Source organism: Winogradskyella sp. A3E31 (assembly GCF_046720935.1).
Taxonomy (GTDB): domain Bacteria; phylum Bacteroidota; class Bacteroidia; order Flavobacteriales; family Flavobacteriaceae; genus Winogradskyella.
On the sequence record NZ_JBHNWH010000007.1, the window covers coordinates 69,952 to 91,940 of the forward strand.

At 34.3% G+C, this 21,989-nt stretch carries 26 protein-coding genes; 17 read left to right on the forward strand and 9 right to left on the reverse strand.

Going from position 1 to position 21,989, the window contains the following annotated elements; translation table 11 throughout:
• Positions 1–53 precede the first annotated feature (53 nt).
• Positions 54–389: a tRNA-binding protein gene (locus tag ACFEMA_RS09905; protein ID WP_411768033.1), complete on the reverse strand. Its 336-nt coding sequence runs from the start codon at positions 387–389 to the stop codon at positions 54–56.
• 203 nt (positions 390–592) lie between these two features.
• On the opposite strand from ACFEMA_RS09905, the gene ACFEMA_RS09910 reads away from it, so the two are divergent.
• Together ACFEMA_RS09910 and ACFEMA_RS09915 are read left to right on the forward strand one after the other, a co-directional pair.
• Complete coding sequence (locus ACFEMA_RS09910) at positions 593–1,147, forward strand: thioredoxin family protein (RefSeq protein WP_411768035.1); 555 nt, start codon at positions 593–595, stop codon at positions 1,145–1,147.
• A 10-nt stretch (positions 1,148–1,157) separates the two neighbouring features.
• The gene (locus ACFEMA_RS09915; protein ID WP_411768037.1) at positions 1,158–1,418 is read left to right on the forward strand and encodes a hypothetical protein; all 261 of its coding nucleotides are present in this window, start codon (positions 1,158–1,160) and stop codon (positions 1,416–1,418) included.
• A gap of 23 nt (positions 1,419–1,441) precedes the next feature.
• Here the strand turns inward: ACFEMA_RS09915 and ACFEMA_RS09920 are convergent, their stop codons facing one another.
• On the reverse strand, positions 1,442–3,592 hold the full coding sequence (locus ACFEMA_RS09920; RefSeq protein WP_411768039.1) for a TonB-dependent receptor: 2,151 nt from the start codon (positions 3,590–3,592) through the stop codon (positions 1,442–1,444).
• A 195-nt stretch (positions 3,593–3,787) separates the two neighbouring features.
• Between ACFEMA_RS09920 and ACFEMA_RS09925 the strand changes: the two genes are divergently transcribed.
• A complete protein-coding gene (locus ACFEMA_RS09925) occupies positions 3,788–4,282 on the forward strand; it encodes an RNA polymerase sigma factor (protein WP_411768040.1) in 495 nt (164 codons plus the stop codon).
• A gap of 4 nt (positions 4,283–4,286) precedes the next feature.
• Positions 4,287–4,928 (forward strand): hypothetical protein, encoded by a 642-nt coding sequence (locus ACFEMA_RS09930; protein WP_411768041.1) that lies wholly within the window; start codon positions 4,287–4,289, stop codon positions 4,926–4,928.
• A 13-nt stretch (positions 4,929–4,941) separates the two neighbouring features.
• Here ACFEMA_RS09930 and ACFEMA_RS09935 read toward each other — a convergent pair whose 3' ends face one another.
• Both ACFEMA_RS09935 and ACFEMA_RS09940 read right to left on the reverse strand, forming a co-directional pair.
• On the reverse strand, positions 4,942–5,742 hold the full coding sequence (locus ACFEMA_RS09935; RefSeq protein WP_411768042.1) for a lysophospholipid acyltransferase family protein: 801 nt from the start codon (positions 5,740–5,742) through the stop codon (positions 4,942–4,944).
• 45 nt (positions 5,743–5,787) lie between these two features.
• A complete protein-coding gene (locus ACFEMA_RS09940; RefSeq protein ID WP_411768043.1) occupies positions 5,788–6,429 on the reverse strand; it encodes an NUDIX hydrolase in 642 nt (213 codons plus the stop codon).
• Between the two features lie 2 nt (positions 6,430–6,431).
• Here ACFEMA_RS09940 and ACFEMA_RS09945 point away from each other — a divergent pair, with 2 nt between their 5' ends.
• Complete coding sequence (locus ACFEMA_RS09945; protein WP_411768044.1) at positions 6,432–7,133, forward strand: peptidylprolyl isomerase; 702 nt, start codon at positions 6,432–6,434, stop codon at positions 7,131–7,133.
• Positions 7,134–7,254: 121 nt separating this feature from the next.
• Positions 7,255–8,007 (forward strand): DUF6090 family protein, encoded by a 753-nt coding sequence (locus tag ACFEMA_RS09950; protein WP_411768045.1) that lies wholly within the window; start codon positions 7,255–7,257, stop codon positions 8,005–8,007.
• Here ACFEMA_RS09950 and ACFEMA_RS09955 read toward each other — a convergent pair.
• Both ACFEMA_RS09955 and ACFEMA_RS09960 read right to left on the reverse strand, forming a co-directional pair.
• Complete coding sequence (locus tag ACFEMA_RS09955; RefSeq protein ID WP_411768046.1) at positions 7,997–8,620, reverse strand: trimeric intracellular cation channel family protein; 624 nt, start codon at positions 8,618–8,620, stop codon at positions 7,997–7,999. The two genes, ACFEMA_RS09950 and ACFEMA_RS09955, sit on opposite strands and share 11 nt — an antisense overlap.
• A 154-nt stretch (positions 8,621–8,774) precedes the next feature.
• Positions 8,775–9,503, reverse strand: coding sequence for an RDD family protein (locus ACFEMA_RS09960; protein ID WP_411768047.1), 729 nt, complete (start codon positions 9,501–9,503; stop codon positions 8,775–8,777).
• A 35-nt stretch (positions 9,504–9,538) separates the two neighbouring features.
• Here ACFEMA_RS09960 and ACFEMA_RS09965 point away from each other — a divergent pair, with 35 nt between their 5' ends.
• From ACFEMA_RS09965 to ACFEMA_RS10000, 8 genes are all read left to right on the forward strand, one after another.
• Positions 9,539–10,522 (forward strand): stage II sporulation protein M, encoded by a 984-nt coding sequence (locus ACFEMA_RS09965; RefSeq protein WP_411768048.1) that lies wholly within the window; start codon positions 9,539–9,541, stop codon positions 10,520–10,522.
• Positions 10,519–11,439, forward strand: a complete 921-nt coding sequence (locus ACFEMA_RS09970; protein WP_411768049.1) for a hypothetical protein — start codon at positions 10,519–10,521, stop codon at positions 11,437–11,439. The genes ACFEMA_RS09965 and ACFEMA_RS09970 overlap by 4 nt, the downstream gene beginning before the upstream one ends.
• Positions 11,432–12,154 carry a hypothetical protein gene (locus ACFEMA_RS09975; protein WP_411768050.1) on the forward strand — a complete coding sequence of 241 codons (723 nt, stop codon included), beginning with the start codon at positions 11,432–11,434 and terminating at the stop codon, positions 12,152–12,154. Before ACFEMA_RS09970 ends, ACFEMA_RS09975 begins: the two co-directional genes overlap by 8 nt.
• Entirely contained in the window at positions 12,147–13,346 is a 1,200-nt protein-coding gene (locus ACFEMA_RS09980) for a DUF4350 domain-containing protein (protein WP_411768051.1), read from the forward strand. Before ACFEMA_RS09975 ends, ACFEMA_RS09980 begins: the two co-directional genes overlap by 8 nt.
• On the forward strand, positions 13,346–14,392 hold the full coding sequence (locus tag ACFEMA_RS09985) for an AAA family ATPase (protein ID WP_411768052.1): 1,047 nt from the start codon (positions 13,346–13,348) through the stop codon (positions 14,390–14,392). The genes ACFEMA_RS09980 and ACFEMA_RS09985 overlap by 1 nt, the downstream gene beginning before the upstream one ends.
• Positions 14,393–14,439: 47 nt before the next feature.
• Positions 14,440–15,723, forward strand: a complete 1,284-nt coding sequence (locus tag ACFEMA_RS09990; RefSeq protein WP_411768053.1) for a DUF58 domain-containing protein — start codon at positions 14,440–14,442, stop codon at positions 15,721–15,723.
• 131 nt (positions 15,724–15,854) lie between these two features.
• The gene (locus ACFEMA_RS09995; RefSeq protein ID WP_411768054.1) at positions 15,855–16,271 is read left to right on the forward strand and encodes a DUF2141 domain-containing protein; all 417 of its coding nucleotides are present in this window, start codon (positions 15,855–15,857) and stop codon (positions 16,269–16,271) included.
• Between the two features lie 117 nt (positions 16,272–16,388).
• Positions 16,389–17,327 (forward strand): LysR substrate-binding domain-containing protein, encoded by a 939-nt coding sequence (locus ACFEMA_RS10000; RefSeq protein WP_411768055.1) that lies wholly within the window; start codon positions 16,389–16,391, stop codon positions 17,325–17,327.
• Between the two features lie 27 nt (positions 17,328–17,354).
• On the opposite strand, the gene ACFEMA_RS10005 is transcribed toward ACFEMA_RS10000, so the two are convergent.
• The 3 genes from ACFEMA_RS10005 to ACFEMA_RS10015 form a co-directional block, all read right to left on the reverse strand.
• Complete coding sequence (locus ACFEMA_RS10005) at positions 17,355–17,552, reverse strand: hypothetical protein (protein ID WP_411768056.1); 198 nt, start codon at positions 17,550–17,552, stop codon at positions 17,355–17,357.
• A gap of 135 nt (positions 17,553–17,687) precedes the next feature.
• Positions 17,688–18,509 carry a TIGR00266 family protein gene (locus ACFEMA_RS10010; RefSeq protein WP_411768057.1) on the reverse strand — a complete coding sequence of 274 codons (822 nt, stop codon included), beginning with the start codon at positions 18,507–18,509 and terminating at the stop codon, positions 17,688–17,690.
• A 74-nt stretch (positions 18,510–18,583) separates the two neighbouring features.
• Entirely contained in the window at positions 18,584–19,039 is a 456-nt protein-coding gene (locus tag ACFEMA_RS10015) for a DUF4442 domain-containing protein (protein WP_411768058.1), read from the reverse strand.
• A gap of 148 nt (positions 19,040–19,187) precedes the next feature.
• Here ACFEMA_RS10015 and ACFEMA_RS10020 point away from each other — a divergent pair, with 148 nt between their 5' ends.
• The 3 genes from ACFEMA_RS10020 (at position 19,188) to ACFEMA_RS10030 (ending at position 21,969) form a co-directional block, all read left to right on the forward strand.
• Positions 19,188–19,634 (forward strand): DUF4870 domain-containing protein, encoded by a 447-nt coding sequence (locus tag ACFEMA_RS10020; RefSeq protein ID WP_411768059.1) that lies wholly within the window; start codon positions 19,188–19,190, stop codon positions 19,632–19,634.
• Between the two features lie 134 nt (positions 19,635–19,768).
• Positions 19,769–20,110, forward strand: a complete 342-nt coding sequence (locus ACFEMA_RS10025; protein ID WP_411768060.1) for a PadR family transcriptional regulator — start codon at positions 19,769–19,771, stop codon at positions 20,108–20,110.
• The gene (locus tag ACFEMA_RS10030) at positions 20,107–21,969 is read left to right on the forward strand and encodes a PspC domain-containing protein (RefSeq protein ID WP_411768061.1); all 1,863 of its coding nucleotides are present in this window, start codon (positions 20,107–20,109) and stop codon (positions 21,967–21,969) included. Before ACFEMA_RS10025 ends, ACFEMA_RS10030 begins: the two co-directional genes overlap by 4 nt.
• Positions 21,970–21,989: the final 20 nt, after the last annotated feature.

Here is a 21,989-nt window from a genome sequence, read left to right on the forward strand (position 1 = left end):
AGTTTTTTAGTAGGCAGTATTCAGTTAGCAGTATTCAGCCTCAGTCGCATAAATTAGTTAACAGTTGTTCCATTTTTAACTTTAGTCTCTGGGCCGAGTAAAAACACATCGTCCTCCTTTACTGCTCCCATGACTAAGCACTCGCTCATAAAATTGGCGATTTGCTTTTTGGGAAAGTTAACCACGGCCACAACTTGTCTATTGAGCAATTGTTCTTTAGTGTATAGCGTTGTGATTTGTGCGCTCGACTTTTTGATGCCTAGGTCACCAAAATCAACTTTTAACTGGTATGATGGGTTACGCGATTTCGGGAAATCCTGAACATCAATAATGGTGCCTACACGTAAATCGACTTTTGTAAAGTCATCGAATGTTATTATCTTATCCATATTATAATTTTATTGTCAGGTCGAGCACCCGCCAGAACCAAGTCGGGCTGGCAGTCGAGACCTTTACAAAAATAATTTTAAGACCTTTCGACTTGTTTCACAAGCTACTTTCAAACAAAGTATATTTGTTTTATAGCAATTCTCAAGGTGACAAAACTTAGACTATTAGAACATTTTTCAAACACTAAAAATAACAAAAAATAATGGCACTAACACCTTCAAATATGCTCCCTTTAGGCACAAAAGCACCCGATTTTAATTTAGTTGATACCGTCGATGATAAACAAAAGAGTTTAGAAACGCTTAAAGGTCAAAAGGGTACATTAATTATGTTTATCTGTAACCATTGCCCTTTTGTAAAACATGTTAACGCTGAGCTGTCTCAATTGGCAAAAGATTATATTAGTAAGGGTATAACCTGTATTGCTATCTCAAGTAATGATGTAGAAAATTACCCTCAGGATGCTCCAAATAAAATGAAAGAAAATGCCATAGAAAATGATTTCATCTTTCCTTATCTATACGATCAAACACAAGATGTGGCAAAAGCCTATGACGCAGCTTGTACACCAGATTTCTTTTTGTTTGATGAGAATTTAGAATTGGTGTATACGGGGCAATTGGATGACTCTAGACCAGGAAATGATATCCCCGTAACCGGGAAAGATTTGCGCGCGGCTATGAATGCTTTGATTGAAGGCACAGACATAAACAAGGACCAAAAGCCAAGCATGGGCTGTAATATTAAGTGGAAGTGAATCATTTTTAATGAATGAAGATCAAAAAAATTCAGAACATCTTAAATCTATCCCATTAACAAATTCTGAAATCTTATTATTCTTTTTTCTTCCGTTTCCTTTTTTTGGAGTGATTAAAAAAAGAAAAAATGATTTCAATGAGTCTGAGATTAAAAGGTTTAGAAGATATGGTTATGATTTAAAAATTAAACAAGCCGAACAAATGACTATTTATGGACGAATCTTTTATGTAGCCATAATTATTATTACAACTTATTTACTGAACACCTAATCTTGTTTCACTAAACTTTTATATTACAAATTATCCAACTGATTATCCGTACCTTTTTCACTAATCGTCCAAAAGAAGCCTACAAAGAAAAACTGATCTGCCGCTGGTACTAAAGCTCTACGATTAAATTCCCCATTCATATCTGGCGTATTGGCATATTGGTAGCCATTGATGTTTTTAAAGCCAAGCACATTATTTACAGAGAAATATAAAATCTTTTGCTGATCGATTAAGTACGCCCAATTAAGGCTTAGACTATTGAAGCTTTTAGTGCGCTCCGCTAAAAAGGCTTCTGTATTTGGATTATCGTAGGGACGGCCAGAACCGAACGTGTACGAGAACCCTATTTGGCTTTTCCAGTCTTCTACCCAATACTTCCCTACTACAGACAAATTATGCTTGGTTGCAAAGTTTGGTGTTGCAGCGTTTTCAAAATTTCTATGGTCTCTTTCTGTATCCAAGAATGAATAGCTTACCCAATAGTCCATATTTTTAATACCGGTATTGTCGCGCCAAAACAAATCTAAGCCTTGAGCATATCCATCACCATTTGCATTAAATTCACTTTCAAAATTTGGAAAACTACCAGAAAACTTCATCAAGTTGCTATACTCCTTTCTATAGCCTTCAGCTCTAAATATTTTCCCATTATTGACATATTGATAGTTTAAAATATAATGAGATGTGTTCTGAGCTTTTAAATCATTCGTGAATTTTAAAACCTCTGAAGATGGATTCTGATAGAATTGCCCATAAGCCACAGACAATTGGCCATTCTTAGACGTCTTGTAAGCCAAAGATGCTCTTGGCGCTATCTCGGTGGACTTAAAAATAGAACTATAATCGGCTCTTACCCCTAGTTTTAATGCTAAAGACCTTGAAAAAATAATATCCGATTCCACAAAGCCTGCCCAAATATTATTATTAAAACCATATTTGGTATCTATATCATCTTCTTGAAAACGTTCTGTAAAATCAGTAGCGAAATATTCTGAGCCAAAGTTGAGTTTAAACCGACTGCTAAATCGCTTTTTAAATTTTAATTTAAAGTGGGCTGAATTTTCATTATCGGTAATCTTAGCCTCTTCAACTCCGAGTTTTGAATTTGCAATGGTGTAGCTCATTCCTGTGGATATTGCCCAACCATTACCTAAAACGCCATGATAAGAGGTATTTGTGTAGAAATTATTGTTATTCAATTTAAACTGAAAGCCATCTGCTTGATTAATATCGTCTTGGGTCAATTCAAAATTAGCTGTATCAAAAGCACTGTAAAACTTCAATAATCCAGAGTTGGTTTTTAATCTGTAAACCGCTTCGCCTTGAGCGCTTTCAAATGGTTTTTTCCAATCGTTTCTGTCTTCAAAAGCCACTAAATAAGGTGCTAAGTTGATGTAGCTGGCATTAACACTTAAGGAAGACTTTTCCCATTTTTGCGTATTACCAAGCGTTGCCCCTACCGTCATTATCCCAATATCTGTTTTGTCCTGATCTGGTTCGTCAATAGTATTTAAAAGCAACACACTAGATAATGCCTGACCATACTCTGCCGAATACCCGCCTGTAGAAAAGGTAATACCATCGAACAAAAATGGGGAATAGCGCCCACGTGTCGGTGTATTATTTGTTGTTGGCGAATACGGTGTAAATACACGAGTACCATCAATAAATATCTGTGTTTCATCAGCGTTTCCGCCTCTTACAAACAAGCGTCCATCTTCAGCATTTGTAGACGTTCCTGGTAAGGTTTGTAAAGCTCCAAAAACATCGCCTAAAGCACTGGCTGTAGTCACAACGTCTAAAGAGTTTAAGACAGAAACCTTACTATTATCATTGGCTTCAAACGTTCCTGCAGATATAACTACAGTATCTAGAGTATCGACATCATCTTTTAGTTTTATGATGATTTTGGACATTGCTTTTACATCGTCCTCTATGGCTTTAGTTTCATAGGATAAGAATGAAATCACCAATTTCTGAACACCAACTTCTGAAGTTTCAAAACTAAACTTTCCAAATTCATCAGTTGTGTCTCCATCATAAGTCCCTTCTAAGTACACATTAGCACCAGGAATAGGTTCGCTTTTTTGATTGACAACAGTTCCGTATACCAGAGTTTGTGCTTGAATACTGACTATGAAGAGAAAACTTATTAGAGTTATAAGAGATTTCATGATGGTTTGTTTTTTGTAATTGATGGTACAAATCACCATAAAACAAACTGGCATAAAAATTCTAATGTTCTGAACTGTATAATTTCATTTCCGAATTGTATATTTTTGAATCATTAATTAATTCTTTAAGAAAATACTGTAACAATTGTCCTTCTTTATATACCTATTGATTGACTAAACTAACTAACGCAACTATTGAACAAGGAACTTGAACATAGCTTTATAGAACAGCTCAAGGAGAATCAAAATATTGTCCATAAAGTCTGTAGACTTTATACCAATAACCAAGATGCCCATAATGATCTGTTTCAAGAAATAACTATACAGCTATGGCGAGCCTACCCAAAGTTTAGAGGGGATTCAAAATTCAGTACTTGGATGTATCGTGTGGGGTTAAATACTGCCATTACTTTATATAGAAAATCCAAGCGCAGGGTTAAAACTTCGGACTTTGATGCCTTACAATTTAAGATAAAGGCAGAGGAATACGATGATACGGAAGAGCAACAACTAAAGGTAATGTACAAAGCGGTACAACAACTGAATGATATTGAGAAAGCTTTGGTTTTTCTCTATTTGGAAGATAAAGATTATAGAGAAATTAGTGAAACACTAGGTATTAGTGAAGTCAATGCTCGGGTAAAAATGAACCGGGTAAAAAAGAAATTAAAGAAAATCATTAATCCGTAGACTTATGGATGAATTAGAATTATTAAAACGAGATTGGCAGACTTCTAATGAGAAGTTTCAATCCTACAGCGACAAGGACATCTATAAAATGAGTCATAAAAAGTCCTCGTCTATTGTTAAAACCCTGTTTTACATCAGTATTGCTGAGCTTGTCTTTTGGATATTGGTAAACACCCTTCCTGCAATACTCTCTGACAAAATGAGAGCGCAAATGGAAGAAATGATGCATAGCTCCATCTACCTCACCCTAACTATAATGGGTTATGTCATTATCTTGCTATTTGTCTATTTACTATGGAAATCCTACACCTCCATTTCCGTTACGGACAACGCAAAAAAACTAATGGAGAGCATCTTAAAAACTCGAAAGATCATTAAATATTATGTACTCTATAACTTAACAATTGCATTTATCAGTATTCCGGTAAGTTTCTATTTAACCTTACAGGACCACCCTGAAATGGCTGAAAAAATAGCTGAATTCAGTAATATGCAATTGGTTGTTTTAGTAGGTATAATTACTGCTACTACAGGAATATTCCTTTTATTAATTTGGTTATTTTACAAATTAATCTACGGTATTTTAATAAAACGATTGAATAAGAATTATGCCGAGTTGCGAAAAATAGAAGACTATGATGAGTAGTTCTAAAATGGCTTTACCAATCCCTAAGTTCTTTATTTAATCGCTCTGCCTCCATTATTTCTTCTTGGGGAATCACCTTTAAGAAAGAAGGATGTTGCTCTATAGCATATTCTATTTTTTCGACAATTTCAGGAATTGATTCGTTTTCATAATCAATCTCTAGCGGTTCTTTTATTTCAAAGGATTGATAGATATTCTTCTTCTTTACGCGCAAGCCCTTCTTATCAAATGAGCGTCTAAAACCATCAATAACTATAGGGACTACGGTAGGCTTATAATGTTTAATAATATGTGCTGTTCCTTTTCTAATCGGCTTAAATGGTGTTGTTGTCCCTTGTGGAAATGTAATGACCCAACCATCATCCAAGGCCTTTTTAATGGCAGTAATATCGCTCATTTTCACCTGTCGCTTAACATCCTTTCCTTGTGCCCTCCATGTACGCTCAATACTTATTGATCCTGTATAGGCAAATATTTTTGGTATTAATCCAGACTTCATGGTTTCCTTAGCAGCAACGTAATAAATATTCAACTTGGGGTTCCAGAGATACCCTACATTCTTTATATTGTCTAAGCGTCCACTGAGGCTTGCGTTAAACACATGAAACATAGCAATTACATCGGCAAAATAGGTTTGGTGATTAGAGATGAATAGTACATTGGTGTCTGGTAAATTTTTTATGATTTCAGAACCTTCAATTTGTAGCTCGTTAAAACCTCTAAATCGACGATGCGTAAAAAGGCCCAATATTCTAATGAGCCATTTTTTAATAAAAAGTATATGTCCAAAAGGATTTTTCTTAAATAATCCCATAGTAATATTAACGGTTAGACTACAAATGTAAGAAATAACCCTAGTTTACCTGACCTCATTCAATAGGAGTTTTAATTCACTTAGCATCATTGCCGTGGCTCCCCAAACAATATAACCGTTGAGATAAAAAGCTGGCACCTCAATATCAACCTTATAGCTTGTTGCCACTTTAGTTTGTTTTACATTGGATTCATCCAAAAAATCATCTAGGGCAACCTCAATTATGGCCTCAACTTCGGCTTCTTCTTTTATAAAGTTTGGCCGAGACCCAACATAGCCAATAAATGGGTGGACTATAAAATTACTTGGTGGAATATAAAGTGGAGACATCTCCTTAACAACTGTAACAGCATTAATGTCAACATTGATTTCCTCTTCGGTCTCCCTCAAGGCTGTATGCTTTAAATCTATATCTCCATTTTCTACCTTACCACCAGGGAAGCCCACTTGTGCGGAATGTACACCCTTATACGTTTTTCTAAGAATTAAAACGAGATAAGTCTTTTGATGCTGATCTGGATAAAACAAAGCCATAACAGCGGCATGTTTGGCTGTTTTACGTTTTTGTGCCATTTGTTCTGCCAACTTTAGGCGATATGGCGGAGACATTTTGGCGTGAGCAAATTCACCTAAAAGGTCTTTATTTTTTAACTTTACCAAAGATTCTAAAAATGTACTAAAAACCATTTATGAGATATACCTGTATTGTATTACTGCTATTATTTTTGAATTGTGAAGATAAACAAACTTCAAAACAAACAGAATCTTCAAAAAAAGATACGACGGCAGTTGTTGAAAAAAAAGAAACAAAGAAGAAAGTTGCCCAAAAACGGAAGTATCCAAAATTGACGGATGATAACGCTATGGACTTTTTTTTGGAATACGAAAAGGAACATCCTGAAACAAAAGTGAGACTGACTACCGATTTTGGGACCATTGATATAGAGTTGTTTGAAGAAACCAAGTTCCACCGCGCTAATTTTATCTTTTTGGTAAAACAAGGGTATTTTGACGGCACCCAGTTTTACCGGGTGGTGAATAACTTTGTGATACAAGGTGGCAGTAGCGATGACTATAAGGTCACAAAAAAACGACGAAAGATAGGGCGTTATTTACTCCCAAAAGACACGAGACACGGTTTTACACACGACCGAGGCGTTTTGTCCACTCCAAGTGGTGATATTTTAAACCCCTATAAAATGGCTTCACCATATCAGTTTTTTATTGTTCAAAAACCCGGGGGTACACATCATTTAGATGGTGATTACACCATTTTTGGACGTGTTATTGACGGAATGGATACAGTAGATAAAATTGCAGCTGTACCAACTGATGAGGGAGAATGGCCATTAAAAAACGTGTATATCTGGAAGGCTGAGATTATAGAGTAACCCCTAGTTTTACTTCTGATTTTCAAATAATTAAATTACCTATATTTGAATATATAGGCTTTAAATAATAACCTTCCATTCATAGATGATAAAATTCTTCAGAAAAATACGATATAAATTAATGAGTGAAAATAAAACTGGGAAATACTTCAAATACGCTATTGGTGAAATCATCCTAGTTGTTATAGGCATATTAATCGCATTACAAATTAATAATTGGAATGAAGCTCGGAAAGAACGCGCAATGGAAGTCAGCTACTTAAAAAATTTGAAGGCAGACCTGATAAATGAAGTTGAAAACGCAGAAGAATTCAGAGCAATTCATTTTGGAAAAGCTGAGGCCTCCTCCTTTTTGCTTAACTCCGATCTACCAACGACTATTCAAGATGTAGAAAACTATACTAATAAATACGAGACGGTCTTTATCTGGTTTGAATTCGTCCCAAACAATAACACATTTAAAGAGCTTCTTAGTTCTGGGAATCTTAGTCTCATAAAAAACGATTCAATTAAAAATGGGTTGCTAGAATTAGATAAGCTTTATGCACAAGTCGCCTCTGGAGAACATCACATGCGTAGAGAATATGAAGAATACCTCTATGATATCAATATTAAAAATACGAGCGCACTTGGGTTTTTCGATATTACTGAATCAAAGTATGGTTTGCTCAACAGGCTTTCATCTAAAGATATACCAGAGAGTAAGTATCAAAAACTAATTGAAGATTCGCAATGGCAGCACAATAATCAAACGTTTCAAAATGGATTAAAATTAGCCATGATGAACAATAGTTTATTAGCAGAAAAGCATAGAAATTTGGTTGATTATATACGTGAGTTGCTAAAAATAATTGAAGAAGATATCAACGTTTAGAACCTTCTTCATTCTTATATAAACTTGGTAAAGAAATTTTAAACTTCACCGCTAAAAGTCGAGTAACAATAACTATCCCACCAGCGATAACAAACACAAAATTGGTGTCTTCTAAAAATTGAAGTAATAAAAAGTATGTCAATCCGCCTAAAATACAAGCCGTAGCATAAATTTCCTTTCTAAAAATCACAGGGATTTCGTTACATAAAATATCTCGTATAACACCACCAAAGCAGGCTGTCATTGTCCCCAATGCAATACAGATTATAGGATGAAGCCCTGCCACAATTCCTTTTTCAATACCAACTACTGTATAAAGCGCTATCCCAATGGTATCGAATAAAAAAAGAGAGGTTCTTAAATAACTTATTCTTCGTCTGAATATAACCGCAAATATTGCTGAACCAATAATAACGTAAACAAAGGTCATATTTCGCATCCAGGATACAGGTTCTAAACCAATCATAACATCACGTAAAGTACCTCCGCCTACTGCCGTAACAAATGCTATAATCAACACCCCAAAGGCATCCATGCGTTTATCCATAGCCACGAGTACGCCCGAAATTGCAAAAGCTATGGTTCCTAAAATATCAACAATATGAAAAAACATTTCTAATTCTTATTTGTTATTCTCTTTGGTCACTGAGGTTACTCGAAGTGACATCGTAATTTATTTTTTTCTTTCCTTGGTCACATCGAGAGCACTTTGACAGGCTCAGTGTAAGCGATTCACACAAATTCACACCGTGAATATGGTTCTCTGCTTACATGTTTTGGGTATAGTAGTTATAGTCCTTTAAAATGGTATCAATAAACTCTATGTCATATAAATTGGATTCAACCTGAAGAATTGAAGCTATTTTTTTTCTCAAAACGGTCAAGGTCTTGTAATCCGAATTTCGCTTTGAAATTAAGAAGGCCTCCTTTACAATACGTATATCCTTATCTGAAAGCTGTGTTACATTACTAAAAACGGGCTGATAATCATCATTAATATCCTCTAAAATAGTACTTGTTATTTTGTGTTTCTTCTTGTTACTTATCACAACTGTCCCAGCTGCAGAATCACCAACACGTTGCTTTTTATCTGAAAGAAGAATACTTAAAATACCAATGGACGAAAAGAAAAGCCAAATATCAACTATCCTTAACATCCAACGCACCAATAAATTATACCATTGCGTAGGAGCTCCATCGAGACGAACAACTTTTATTTTCATAATCATTTTCCCTATGGTTCTACCATCGAAAATAATATGGCAAATCAGGGAATAAAAAAATGCCGGCAAATAAAACAGACCTAAAAATCCTGTTTGTGTCCAACTATCAGCTCCATCAAAAACTTTTGATATTTCCATAAGGTTTTCCATTATGGTCATATATGTCAGTAGAATGATACCATCAATTAAAAAAGCTACCATACGCTCTCCCAGACCGATAAGCTTGTAATCTAAATTGACATTTTGAGCAGTGTTAATTGCTAATTTCCCCATGGAACTGTATATTCGTTTAAATTAAAATTGGATATATGCGCGAAGCTTCATTTGTGAGGCAAAATAAGGAAAAATGGATTGTATTTGAAAAAGCATTAGATAATAATGTAAAAATAAGTCCCGATGATCTAGCATCATATTATATACAACTCACCAACGATTTAGCCTACGCACAGACCTACTACCCTGATAGTAAGACCTTGTTGTACCTTAATTCGTTAGCATCACAGGCGCATCAAAAAATTTACATTACCAAAAAAGAATCTAAAAATAAAATCATTTCATTTTGGAGAGATGAGTTTCCGTTGTTTTTTCGACAATATCATAAGACACTACTTTACACTTTTTTAATCTTTATGAGTGCGGTAATTATTGGAGCAGTATCTACTTTAAATGATGATTCTTTTGTTAGATTAATCCTAGGTGATGGCTATGTGAATATGACACTAGAAAATATTGAGAACGGCGAACCTATGGCCGTTTATAAAAGTGGAAGCAACATTGGGTCTTTTTTGGGCATAACTATAAACAACATAAGAGTTGCCATTATTGCATTTGCGTTCGGCATCTTTTTTAGTATTGGAACCATCTATATTTTGTTTAGTAATGGTATAATGTTAGGTGCATTTATCACATTTTTTTACAATTACGGCATACTTGAAAAAACCTCGACAGTATGGTTACATGGTACTATTGAAATTTCTGTTATAGTTATAGCGGGCTGTGCAGGTTTGGTAATGGGAAATAGCTTCTTGTTTCCTAAAACGTACTCTCGTAGAGTGGCCTTTATGAAAGGTGCTAAAGATGGGCTTAAAATTGTAGTGAGCACCATACCGTTTTTTATAATAGCTGGGTTTATAGAAGGGTTTATAACACGTTATGGTGAGCAAATGCCAAATCTTCTAGCCTACGGAATTATATTTTTATCTCTTTTTATAATTGTTTACTATTACATTTTTTATCCAATAGCCTTAAATAAGTCTATACAACAAAACATCCCCAAATTACAATTAGCGTGACAGAAAAATATATAGAATTTAGAAACCGAAGCAGTTTCGGAGACATTATAAGTAACTACTTCCTTTTTTTAAAGTATAATTTTAAGAAATACACTAATCTATATGTAAGATATAATGCTATTAGTATTGTACTTACACTTATAGCAGCTTACCTGTTAGTTACTGGTTTTATGGGGCTAGCAAGTCGGGATTTTAGATTTGGTATGGGAAACAATATAGCTACCGAAAGCTATTTTATTTCTGGAGCTATAATTCTTTTTCTTATTGTATTTATAACATCGTTGATTAATTACAGTTTTTCAAGTGCTTATGTCTCACAGTACGTAAAAACCCAAGGACAAGTAGAATCGAAACCAATCTGGCAACAAATAAAACAAAATATAGGCACCATTGTGGTATTCGTCCTTTTAGGTGTTGTTGTATATGTGGTTTATATTATAATTTCTCTTTTGGTCTCTTTTATTCCTTTACTAGGGATGATTGTCCAATATGGACTAAGCTTTACACTTTCAGCTGTTTTTGGCCTTACTTTTATGTCTATATTTTCGGACAATAAAGGGTTTGGCGATGCCATTTCAGAAGGTTTTAACTTTACATTTTCCAATTTTTGGCGCGTTATTTTATTTGGACTGGTAATAGGCATTTTAAACCTTATGATAACAGCGCTTATACTCGCCATACCTGGATTTATATTAGGTTTTTATCTTTATTTTTCTGCTGAGAGCAATGTGGATCTCATTGGCAGCACATTCGCAACCTTGGTTTTTACTTTTGGGTTTGCCATGTTTTTATTGTCATTTATTTACACTCAGGCATTATCCCAAGTAGCCTATGGCGTATTGTATTATAACCTTTACGAAAACAAATACAATGTGTATTTACAACATAAAATTGATCAGATTGGTGTAAATGAATAGTACCTTTCAAAAACATATAACCTCCTTACTTTCCTTTTTTGGTGCGATTACAATTTACGCTCAAGAATCGGTAAAAAAAGACTCTTCAAACATAGAGATCACCCGTTTTAAAGAAAATATTTCGGAACGTTATTCTGGTGATGAGTTTAACTATTCCATTAATGACTCTGGTGGAGTAAATCTTGTTCAACAAGTGCTTAGGAAGTTTTTTGGGTGGCTTCAGGATTTATTTGGATTTGATATAGATTATATTGATTATCAAACTCTAGAGTATATTATATATGGCATTTTAGGCTTGGGAGTTCTTTACTTACTAGCCAAGTTTCTAATCCAGAATTCCATAAGCTCAGTGTTTAAAACAGAAACAAAAAAAATAGATGGGTTTAATTATGTGGAAGAGAATATAGCCGACATCAATTTTGATAAATTGATTAAAAAAGCATTAAAGGCAAATGATTATCGTTTAGCAACACGCTATCTTTATTTAAAATCGCTCAAAGTACTTTCTCAAAGGAACACTATAGATTGGCATTATGACAAAACCAACTTAGACTATATAAATGAAATAAAAAATGAAAATGTAAAGACACTTTTTAAGCGTGTTTCTTACATCTACGATTATGTTTGGTATGGAGAGTTCTTCATTAATCAATCTGATTATGATAAGAATAAAAAAGATTTTGACCATTTAATATCTTCGAATTTCAATGGATAAAAAATCTAAAATAGCACTATATGTTATAGCTGGTGTCATTTTGTTAATGATGATAGCCGAGGTAACAAAACCCAAAGCTATAAATTGGCGAGATTCATACTCATCTACTGACAAAATTCCTTTAGGGTGTTATGTGTTATTTAATGAATTAGAAACATTTTCCACAAAGCCAATTATAACGAGCAATAAAACTGCCTATGAATTTTTTGGAAATCGTATTGACACATTAAGTGCTTCGACTTTAGTCCTCATCAACAATTACATTAGTCCTACACCAGAAGATGCTGACGCCATCTTAGATTTTGTAGATAGAGGAAACTCTGTGTTTATAAGTACCAAAGTACTTTATGGAGAGCTAAGAGACACTTTAAATATATCGGCCTATAATGGCTACGATGAATTTTTTAGAAAACCATCCGTCCATTCTTTTACTAGTCCCAACTTAAAGGAAAAAACATACATCTTTAGTGATGTTATTGAAAATAGTTTTCTGACTTCGGTCGATACGCTTAACACAACAATTATTGGCACCATGTCTTATGAAGACGACGTAGAAAAGGAGCCAAATTTTGTCAAGATAAATTTTGGAGAAAATAATGGTGCATTTTACATACATACCAACCCTTTTGCATTTACCAATTACCATCTGCTAGACACTAAAGAAGATTATGCCGCAACGGTTCTTTCTTTTTTACCAAAGCAACAGATTATATGGGATAATTATTACAAGTCTGGGCGCAAAGTTATTTCTAGTCCATTACGTTATATTCTTAAGAGTACGGCCTTAAAATGGGCATTTTACACAAGTGTTTTTACACTTTTGCTGTTTGTGATTTTTAGGGGTAAGCGTACACAACGTATTATTCCCGTGGTAGAACCTTTAGAAAATTCTACCGTAGAATTTACCCAAACCATAGGAGAGTTATACTATCAATCTGGTGACTACACTAATATTATAGCGAAAAAAATCAAATACTTTTTAGAACTAATACGCACAAAATTTTACTTGAATACAGACGTACTCAATAGTTCGTTTGTAAAAAAATTAGCCAGTAAATCTGGGAATACAATTGAAGAGTCAACAGCTCTAATAGATTATATTGAACAACTAAAAGCTAAATCTTTTCATTCTGAAAAAGATTTGATTGCACTTAATAAAAAAATTGAAAAATTCACAAACAAAACCAAATAATGGAAGAATATAAAGATAATTTGGAACCTGAGGGTAAAACAAGTAACCCAGCTAACGAGTCACAAGAAACCGAATCTAACGATTTTAAAAGTAGATTAGATTTAAAGCCTCTACAGGAAAGTGTATCCCAAATAAAAAATGAGATTGCAAAGTTTATTGTGGGGCAAGAAGAAATGGTTGAACTACTCATCATATCCATTCTTACCAACGGACATGCCTTAATTGAAGGTGTCCCTGGAGTTGCAAAAACCATTACAGCTAAAATTCTTGCTAAAACATTGGATGTCGATTTTAATCGTATTCAATTTACACCAGATTTAATGCCTAGTGATATACTTGGCACCTCTATTTTTAATGTAAAAACAAATGAATTTGAATATAAGAAAGGACCTGTATTTTCTAACATCGTTCTTATAGACGAGATTAACCGGGCACCAGCTAAAACCCAAGCTGCCTTATTTGAGGTTATGGCTGAGCGTCAAATAACGATGGATGGCACCAAATACAAAATGGATTTACCGTTCTTAGTGTTTGCTACTCAAAACCCCATTGAACAAGAAGGTACCTATCGATTGCCAGAAGCACAGTTAGATCGTTTTTTGTTTAAAATTAACGTGGACTACCCGTCACTTGAAAATGAAGTTCAAATTTTGCTAGACAATCATCAGAGGCAAGATGTTATGGACTTCGGAACCATTAGTTCTGTTTTAAATTCCGATAGTATTATAACCTATCAAAATCTCATTAAGCAAGTTGTTGTTGAAGATAACTTACTAAATTATATTGCATCCATAGTACATAATACACGTACCAATGCTAACTTATATTTGGGTGCATCTCCTAGAGCATCATTGGCAATTCTCAATGCATCCAAAGCCAATGCCGCAATTAACGGAAGGGATTTTGTGACACCAGACGATATAAAACGTTGTACAAAAGCAGTTTTAGAACATAGGTTAGTATTGACTCCTGAGCGCGAAATGGAAGCTTTTACTGTCCATAAGGTAGTTGATCAAATTCTTGAAACCATTGAGATACCGAGATAGTGAAACAACTTTTTAGACAGACATATTTAACATTCAGGTTTTTTATAGTGGCTTCAGTTCTAGTGGGGCTTTATATTCTATCCTATCAATTTCCAGGTCTCTTCCCTATCGTTAAAATGCTGTTTTTTATAGTATTAGGTCTTATAGTCCTAGATTTTATATTACTATACAAGCAAAAAGGTATTGATGTACAACGTTCTTTACCAGAAAAATTGAGTAACGGAGATGACAATCCTATCCTTATAGGACTGACTAACAACTATAATTTTAAGACCTCATTAACCTTAATTGATGAGTTACCGTTTCAGTACCAAAAACGTGATTTTGAGATAGAAACAGTCCTCAATAAGCACCAGCAAAAGAAAATAACTTATAATCTACGTCCACTTGAGAGGGGTGAGTACTTTTTTGGCTGTCTTAATGTGTATATAAATTCACCTATTGAATTAGTAACTCGTCGTTTACAATTTGATAAAGATGCCATGGTACCGAATTATCCTTCATTTCTGCAATTGCGGAAATATATGCTCTTGGCGTTTTCAAATAAATTGTTTGAGTATGGTCTTAAAAAAATTCGTCGTATTGGTCATACCATGGAATTTGAGCAAATCAAGGATTATGTAACAGGAGATGATATAAGAAACATTAATTGGAAGGCTACGGCAAAGCGTAATCAACTTATGGTCAATCAATACCAAGACGAGCGCTCGCAACCTATTTATAGTGTTATTGATAAAGGCCGAGTTATGAAAATGCCTTTTGATGGCTTAAGCCTTTTAGACTATGCTATTAATGCCAGTTTGGTTATAAGCAATGTCGCTCTAAAAAAGCAAGATAAAGCTGGGATGTTTACTTTCTCCAGAAAAGTAGAGAATAGAGTCATCGCAGAGCGGCGACCCTCTCAAATGAATATGATATTAGAAAGTCTTTATAATGTCAATACCGATTTTTCTGAATCAGATTTTTCGAGATTATACGTAGATATCAAAAGAAATATTAAACAAAGAGGGCTACTGCTTTTATATACTAATTTTGAAACCTTAGACGCCCTACATCGTCAGTTACCATACCTACAAGCCATCTCTAAATATCATCTGCTTGTTGTTATCTTTTTCAAGAATAGTGAATTGCAAGATTTTGCAGATAAAAAAGCGTCAACTACGCATGAAATTTTTCAGAAAACCATTGCAGAAAAGTTCATTTACGAAAAGAAATTGATAGTTAACGAACTTCAGAAATACGGTATTCAGTCTATTCTTACCACTCCTGAAAACCTTACAATAAATACCATTAACAAGTATCTTGAAATTAAAGCTAGAGGTCTTATTTAGTTTTTTTTACAATTCATCTTCGTTTTATAACAGTTCGGTACATCTAATTATTAATGGGTGTTGCTTTGTAGGATATTTGAATCATCAAACAAACACAAAACAATTCTAATATCATTTAAAACACAACTATCATGAAAACTTTAATCTTAACTTTAACACTTATTCTATCTTCTTTATTAGGCTCTGCACAAGACAAAGGACAAAACATTACCGTAACCATAGACAATGTGCAAGGGGATAAAGGAAAGGTATCCTTTGCCTTACATACCAAAGACACATTTATGAAAACTGCACCCGTTGCTACACTTGAAACTAAAATTGAAAATGGAAAAGTAAAAGTAGTCTTTAAGGATATAGAACCAGGAGAGTATGCCATCCTTGTGCTACACGATGCCAATGAAAATGGCAAAATGGATTTTCAGGAAAATGGAATGCCATTAGAAAATTTTGCGGCATCAAATAATACTATGAGCTATGGACCACCGCAATATAGTGACGCAAAGTTCACTTTAGGAGCTGAAGATTTAAAATTAAACATCAGATTCTAACCAATCAAATCATCAATCAACTCGAAAAAAAGGCCATTATTTAATGGTCTTTTTTATTTCCATAACTATAGTTTTTGCAAATACTTTTTTGTATTTTTATAGTTTAAACAAATATCTATGACGATTACTCAATTAAAATATGCACTTGCTATTGCGGAACATAAAAATTTTACCAAAGCTGCAGAAAAATGTTTTGTAACCCAACCAACCTTAAGCACACAGATACAGAAACTAGAAGATGAATTGGATATATTGATATTCGACAGAAGTAAAAAACCTATTGAACTTACCGATGTTGGTCGAAAAATAGTGTACCAAGCTCGAAATATTGTCAATGAAGCAGACCGGATTCAAGACATTGTTGACCAACAAAAAGGTTTTATAGGAGGTGAATTTAGATTAGGAATTATTCCAACAATAATGCCAACACTACTTCCAATGTTCCTTAAAAACTTTATCAATAAATACCCCAAAGTAAAGCTGAAGATTGAAGAATTAACTACTGAGGAGATCATGTCTCGACTTAGTGATGGACATCTAGATGCTGCCATTGCGGCAACTCCGTTAGAAAGTGATAACATTAAGGAACGCGTCTTATATTATGAGCCTTTTGTGTCCTACATTCCTAATCATCATAGGCTCAAAGACAAGACAACGATTGATGCATCAGATCTTGACGTTGATGAGATACTATTGTTGGAGGATGGTCATTGCTTTAGGGATGGAGTTATAAATCTCTGTAAGACTTTTAAAGATCACCCTGAAGATAAATTTCACCTGGAAAGTGGAAGCATAGAAACTCTTATTAAGCTTGCTGATGAAGGCATGGGAATGACACTTCTTCCCTATTTACACACTCTGGATGTAAGCACTAAAATGGAAGGAAACCTTAGGTACTTTAACGAACCGTCCCCAGCTAGGGAAGTCAGTTTAATCTATCATAAAAGTGAATTAAAAATGCAAATAATTGATGCTTTGCATAGTGTGATTTCTGGAGTTGTACGGGGCGCAATAGCCTTTCAGAATGTAAAAATCATTAGTCCATTACCTAAATAAAAAAGCGACCTAACGGTCGCTTTTCTTTTATGGTTTTAGATATATTAAACATTGATTTAGTTCTGGGTTCTGATGTATTAAACTCTGTATGAAGACCTTTAACTCTTCCAATTCATAAGGCAATAATCGTCTTACTGCTTTTTGAACCTCTTTACAAAATAACGTTGCATCAAAACTCACTTTGCTAAGTACAGTTTTAGTGTACTCAAACATTGCTCTGGCCATAATTAAGTTAGATTTAAATAAAGGTAGTTTTTATTATAAGCACTAATTTTATTTCGATTGAAGATAGAAAAAAAATCGATACGATTAAAATTAAAGCCTAAAAGTTTAACACCGTGTTATGTTAAAAACTTTGTTTTAAAACCTATTATCACCATCGAGTAAATCACCTAACCCTCCTAAAATACTGCCTTCTCCTTTATCTTTACCACCTCTTGGTGCTGAAGCTAAAACACGACCAGCTAATCGACTAAATGGAAGCGATTGTACATATACAGTTCCTGGCCCCTGAAGCTTAGCAAAAAACAAGCCTTCACCTCCAAAAATGGTGTTTTTAAATCCACCTACAAATTCTATATCGTAATCTACATCTTGCGTAAACCCAACAATACAACCTGTATCCACACGCATAGTCTCACCCGCTTGCAATACTTTTTTAGCCATTGTTCCACCTGCGTGGACAAAAGCCATTCCGTCTCCTTCTAATTTCTGCATTATAAATCCTTCACCTCCAAAAAGTCCTCTTCCTAATCGTTTACTAAACTCAATGCCAACTGAAACTCCTTTAGCTGCACATAAAAATGCATCCTTCTGACATATAAACTTTCCTTTAAAATCCGTAAGGTCAATAGGGATAATCTTTCCTGGATAGGGTGAGGCAAAAGAAACATTTCGCTTTCCTGTAAGATTATTATAAAACGCAATCATAAATAGGCTTTCCCCGGTAAGGATTCGCTTTCCTGCTCCTAATATTTTCCCTAAGAAGCCCGAGTCTTTTTTGGAACCATCTCCAAAAATAGTTTCCATTTTTATACCCTCGTCCATCATCATAAAGCTTCCGGATTCTGCAATGACACCTTCTTCTGGATCGAGTTCAATTTCTACAAATTGCATTTCCTCTCCATATATACGGTAATCTATTTCGTGGGCATTTCTGTCAAAGTCTGGTAATCTTTCCATAATTTATTATAAGTTTTTTGTTTGATGTAACTATAGGTAGATTGATTTTAAAATTTGTTACAAGCTTCGCTCTTTTAAGTTTTAACTTTCAATGTCCATTCAAAATTAAAATCAGATACCTCTACCCCATCTTTATTTATACCTTTAGAATTTAACCATACGGTTTGTCCCTCTTTGGTAGCAATTGCCTTTTTTATAGCCTCATCAATTTTAGAACCTTCTGTACAAGAGAATGTAATGCGTCCAGTGGCTTTTTTAACAAAAGTAGCATTGTTATTAGCAACCAACATGGATATTTTTAGTCCACTTTCTTTAATTTTTGTCATGACTAATGCTCCTGTAGTCAATTCGGCAGCCATTCCTTGTACTGCCCAAAACATAGATTTAAAAGGATTTTGATTGATCCATTTGTACCTAACAGATACGCTACATTGCTCATCATCAATAAACGTGGCTCTTACGCCGGTAAAGTAGGCTGCTGGTAACTTAAAGAGCAAAAAGGTATTGAGTTTAGATGGTGTTAATTTCATATAATATATTCTAATAAGCATGTAATGTAATTCAAATATTCACCTTTTACTAATGTTAATATTATGTTAAATTTAAGTACTATGTTTTGCATAATACCTTTTTTTGGATATATATTTGCATAAGAAACTATTATATACTTTTACAACCATGCCAGATAACCACCATAAAAACATAGCAACTTTTATCCATCTATCTACCTTTTCAAGGTTTTTAATTCCTTTTGGAAATTTTATAGGACCAATAGTATTATGGGTTACCAACAAAGACAAATCAGAATTTATAGATGCCAATGGTAAGCAGGCCATTAATTTTCAAATTAGCATTTTGTTATATGCCATTATCATCGGTACGATAAGTATTCCTTTTTTCATTTTCAAAATATTTAAAGGCATCGATTTCTTAGATTTTAATGGATGGCACGATTTTCATTTAAATATCGGCGAGCCTTCACCTCTTTTATATATCGGTGGCGGTTTGGGAGTCTTAGCCTTTTTAGCCTTTCTATTGGAGCTAGCCTTTATCGTAAAAGCAAGTTTAGCTGCCAGGGACGGAAAATTATATAAGTACCCTTTAACCATCAATTTTTTAAAATAATTAATCATCATCAATCAATTTATCAATCAAATCATCAACCAATCAATCAGCTGTTATCATCCCGAAGCAATTCGGGGTAGTAACAGTATCAATCAACAAACGAACAGTTTTAATTCATTAAAGTACACACACGTATGAAGATAGAAAACACAAAAGCACAAATGCGTAAAGGTGTTCTAGAATACTGCATATTATCCATCCTTAAAGATGAGGATGCCTATGTTGCTGAAATTTTAGAAACACTAAAAGACGCTAAAATGCTTGTTGTAGAGGGTACAATATATCCGCTGTTAACAAGACTTAAAAATGCTGGACTTCTCAATTACCGCTGGGAAGAATCCACCTCTGGGCCGCCAAGAAAATATTACGGTCTAACCGAAACAGGGAAACTGTTTCTTAAAGAATTAAACGGCACATGGAGTGATTTGCAGAATGCCGTAAACCTAGTAACCAGTACAAAAACAACTAAAAAATGAATAAAACAGTCAATATAAATTTAGCAGGTATATTTTTTCATATCGATGAAGATGCGTACTTAAAATTGCAACGCTATCTTGAGGCTATAAAACGTTCATTTACAGACTCTCAAGGACGTTCTGAAATTATTTCGGATATCGAAGCTCGTATCGCTGAATTATTCAGTGAGCGCATACAAAATGAAAAACAAGTCGTTGGCATTCAACTTGTCGATGAAGTCATCAGCATCATGGGGCAGCCCGAAGATTATTTGGTCGATGACGAGATTTTCGAGGATGAGCCACAACCAAAACAACGCTATAGAGCTACAGGTCCAACTAAAAAATTGTATAGGGATACTGATAATTCTTATATAGGTGGTGTTTCCGCAGGTCTAAGCCACTACCTCGGCATAGATATGATGTGGGTACGCTTACTATGGGTGTTGTTTGCCTTTTTGTCTGGTGGTACATTTATCTTTATCTATCTTTTGTTCTGGGCATTAGTGCCAGAAGCTAAGACTACGGCCGAAAAGCTAACCATGACAGGCGACCCTGTAAACATTAGCAATATCGAAAAAAAAATTAAAGACGGTATTGATACTGTATCCGAAAAAGTTAAAAATGTAGATCTTAAAAAACATGGTGACCGAATAAAAGAAGGGTTTGAAAATGTTTCTGATAACATCTCGGACAGTGTAAAAAAAGCTGACCTTAATAAGCAAGGAGATCGCTTAAAATCGAGCTCAAGAAACTTCTTTGATACTCTTGGGGATGTCATAATGTTCTTTCTTAAAATCTTTGCCAAATTTATCGGGGTTATTCTAATCATTACAGGTATTAGTGTTTTAATCGGACTAATTGTAGCTTTCTTTACTGTTGGTATTACAAATGCCGTACATTTCCCTGGTATTGATTTTCTGCAAGCAGCAAATCTAGCAAGTGTTCCAATCTGGCTAATGTCCTTACTGATATTTTTTGCCATAGGTATTCCATTCTTTTTTGTGTTCTATTTAGGGCTCAAAATATTGGTCAACAACCTAAAGTCTATTGGGAACATTGCAAAATTTACGCTACTAGGTATATGGTTTGTATCCATTATCGGTATCATAGTAGTCGGGGTTAAACAAGTCACGGAATATACAAGTGAGGCTTCTTCCTTTAATGAAAGTGTTTTAAACATTAAAAAAGGGGACACACTAAGTCTTAAAATGGTGACTGATAAAAACATCAACCGTAACTTTTACAGAAATACCCATGGCTACAAATTGTATCGAGGTAAGAGTGACGAAAAATTGATATCAACTACCGATGTACGCTTAATTGTTAGGTCTACAAAAGATTCGTTAGGACGTATCGAAATTGAAAAATTTGCCCATGGTAGCGATTATGATATCGCAAAAACACGAGCAGAAAACATCAATTATAATTATGCCTTTTCAAAAAATGAATTAAGATTAGACACTTACTTAACCACTGATGTAAAGAATAAATTTAGTGATCAACATGTAGAGATCATCCTTTACTTACCCGAAGGCTCATTTTTGTATGCTGATGATAATACGAGGAGTTTCCATAGAAATTCGAGTTACTACGATGATATTTTAGACAACGGACAAGAAGAACATTATTTAGAGATTATAGAAGATGATGTCATTTGTTTAACATGTGATGATGACGGTTTTAAAGTCAATGTAGATATCAATGGCGAAAAAGGGTCCTTCAAGTTAAATTCTGAAGCAGGTCTTAACATTTCTAAAGACAGTCTAAGTATAAAAATCAATGGTGAAGGAGTAAAGGCCAACAACTCTGATGTAAAAGTTAACATTTCTAACGAAGAAGGTGTTAGCATAACTACAGATAGTATCAATAAAAATTAATCAACTCTAAAAAATCAATC

Coding starts and splice junctions, on each gene's coding strand:
- ACFEMA_RS09905 (WP_411768033.1), bottom strand. CDS start 389: ATGGATAAGATAATAACATTCGATGACTTTACAAAAGTCGATTTACGT.
- ACFEMA_RS09910 (WP_411768035.1), top strand. CDS start 593: ATGGCACTAACACCTTCAAATATGCTCCCTTTAGGCACAAAAGCACCC.
- ACFEMA_RS09915 (WP_411768037.1), top strand. CDS start 1,158: ATGAATGAAGATCAAAAAAATTCAGAACATCTTAAATCTATCCCATTA.
- ACFEMA_RS09920 (WP_411768039.1), bottom strand. CDS start 3,592: ATGAAATCTCTTATAACTCTAATAAGTTTTCTCTTCATAGTCAGTATT.
- ACFEMA_RS09930 (WP_411768041.1), top strand. CDS start 4,287: ATGGATGAATTAGAATTATTAAAACGAGATTGGCAGACTTCTAATGAG.
- ACFEMA_RS09935 (WP_411768042.1), bottom strand. CDS start 5,742: ATGGGATTATTTAAGAAAAATCCTTTTGGACATATACTTTTTATTAAA.
- ACFEMA_RS09940 (WP_411768043.1), bottom strand. CDS start 6,429: ATGGTTTTTAGTACATTTTTAGAATCTTTGGTAAAGTTAAAAAATAAA.
- ACFEMA_RS09945 (WP_411768044.1), top strand. CDS start 6,432: ATGAGATATACCTGTATTGTATTACTGCTATTATTTTTGAATTGTGAA.
- ACFEMA_RS09950 (WP_411768045.1), top strand. CDS start 7,255: ATGAGTGAAAATAAAACTGGGAAATACTTCAAATACGCTATTGGTGAA.
- ACFEMA_RS09955 (WP_411768046.1), bottom strand. CDS start 8,620: ATGTTTTTTCATATTGTTGATATTTTAGGAACCATAGCTTTTGCAATT.
- ACFEMA_RS09960 (WP_411768047.1), bottom strand. CDS start 9,503: ATGGGGAAATTAGCAATTAACACTGCTCAAAATGTCAATTTAGATTAC.
- ACFEMA_RS09965 (WP_411768048.1), top strand. CDS start 9,539: ATGCGCGAAGCTTCATTTGTGAGGCAAAATAAGGAAAAATGGATTGTA.
- ACFEMA_RS09975 (WP_411768050.1), top strand. CDS start 11,432: ATGAATAGTACCTTTCAAAAACATATAACCTCCTTACTTTCCTTTTTT.
- ACFEMA_RS09980 (WP_411768051.1), top strand. CDS start 12,147: ATGGATAAAAAATCTAAAATAGCACTATATGTTATAGCTGGTGTCATT.
- ACFEMA_RS09985 (WP_411768052.1), top strand. CDS start 13,346: ATGGAAGAATATAAAGATAATTTGGAACCTGAGGGTAAAACAAGTAAC.
- ACFEMA_RS09995 (WP_411768054.1), top strand. CDS start 15,855: ATGAAAACTTTAATCTTAACTTTAACACTTATTCTATCTTCTTTATTA.
- ACFEMA_RS10000 (WP_411768055.1), top strand. CDS start 16,389: ATGACGATTACTCAATTAAAATATGCACTTGCTATTGCGGAACATAAA.
- ACFEMA_RS10005 (WP_411768056.1), bottom strand. CDS start 17,552: ATGGCCAGAGCAATGTTTGAGTACACTAAAACTGTACTTAGCAAAGTG.
- ACFEMA_RS10010 (WP_411768057.1), bottom strand. CDS start 18,509: ATGGAAAGATTACCAGACTTTGACAGAAATGCCCACGAAATAGATTAC.
- ACFEMA_RS10015 (WP_411768058.1), bottom strand. CDS start 19,039: ATGAAATTAACACCATCTAAACTCAATACCTTTTTGCTCTTTAAGTTA.
- ACFEMA_RS10020 (WP_411768059.1), top strand. CDS start 19,188: ATGCCAGATAACCACCATAAAAACATAGCAACTTTTATCCATCTATCT.
- ACFEMA_RS10025 (WP_411768060.1), top strand. CDS start 19,769: ATGAAGATAGAAAACACAAAAGCACAAATGCGTAAAGGTGTTCTAGAA.
- ACFEMA_RS10030 (WP_411768061.1), top strand. CDS start 20,107: ATGAATAAAACAGTCAATATAAATTTAGCAGGTATATTTTTTCATATC.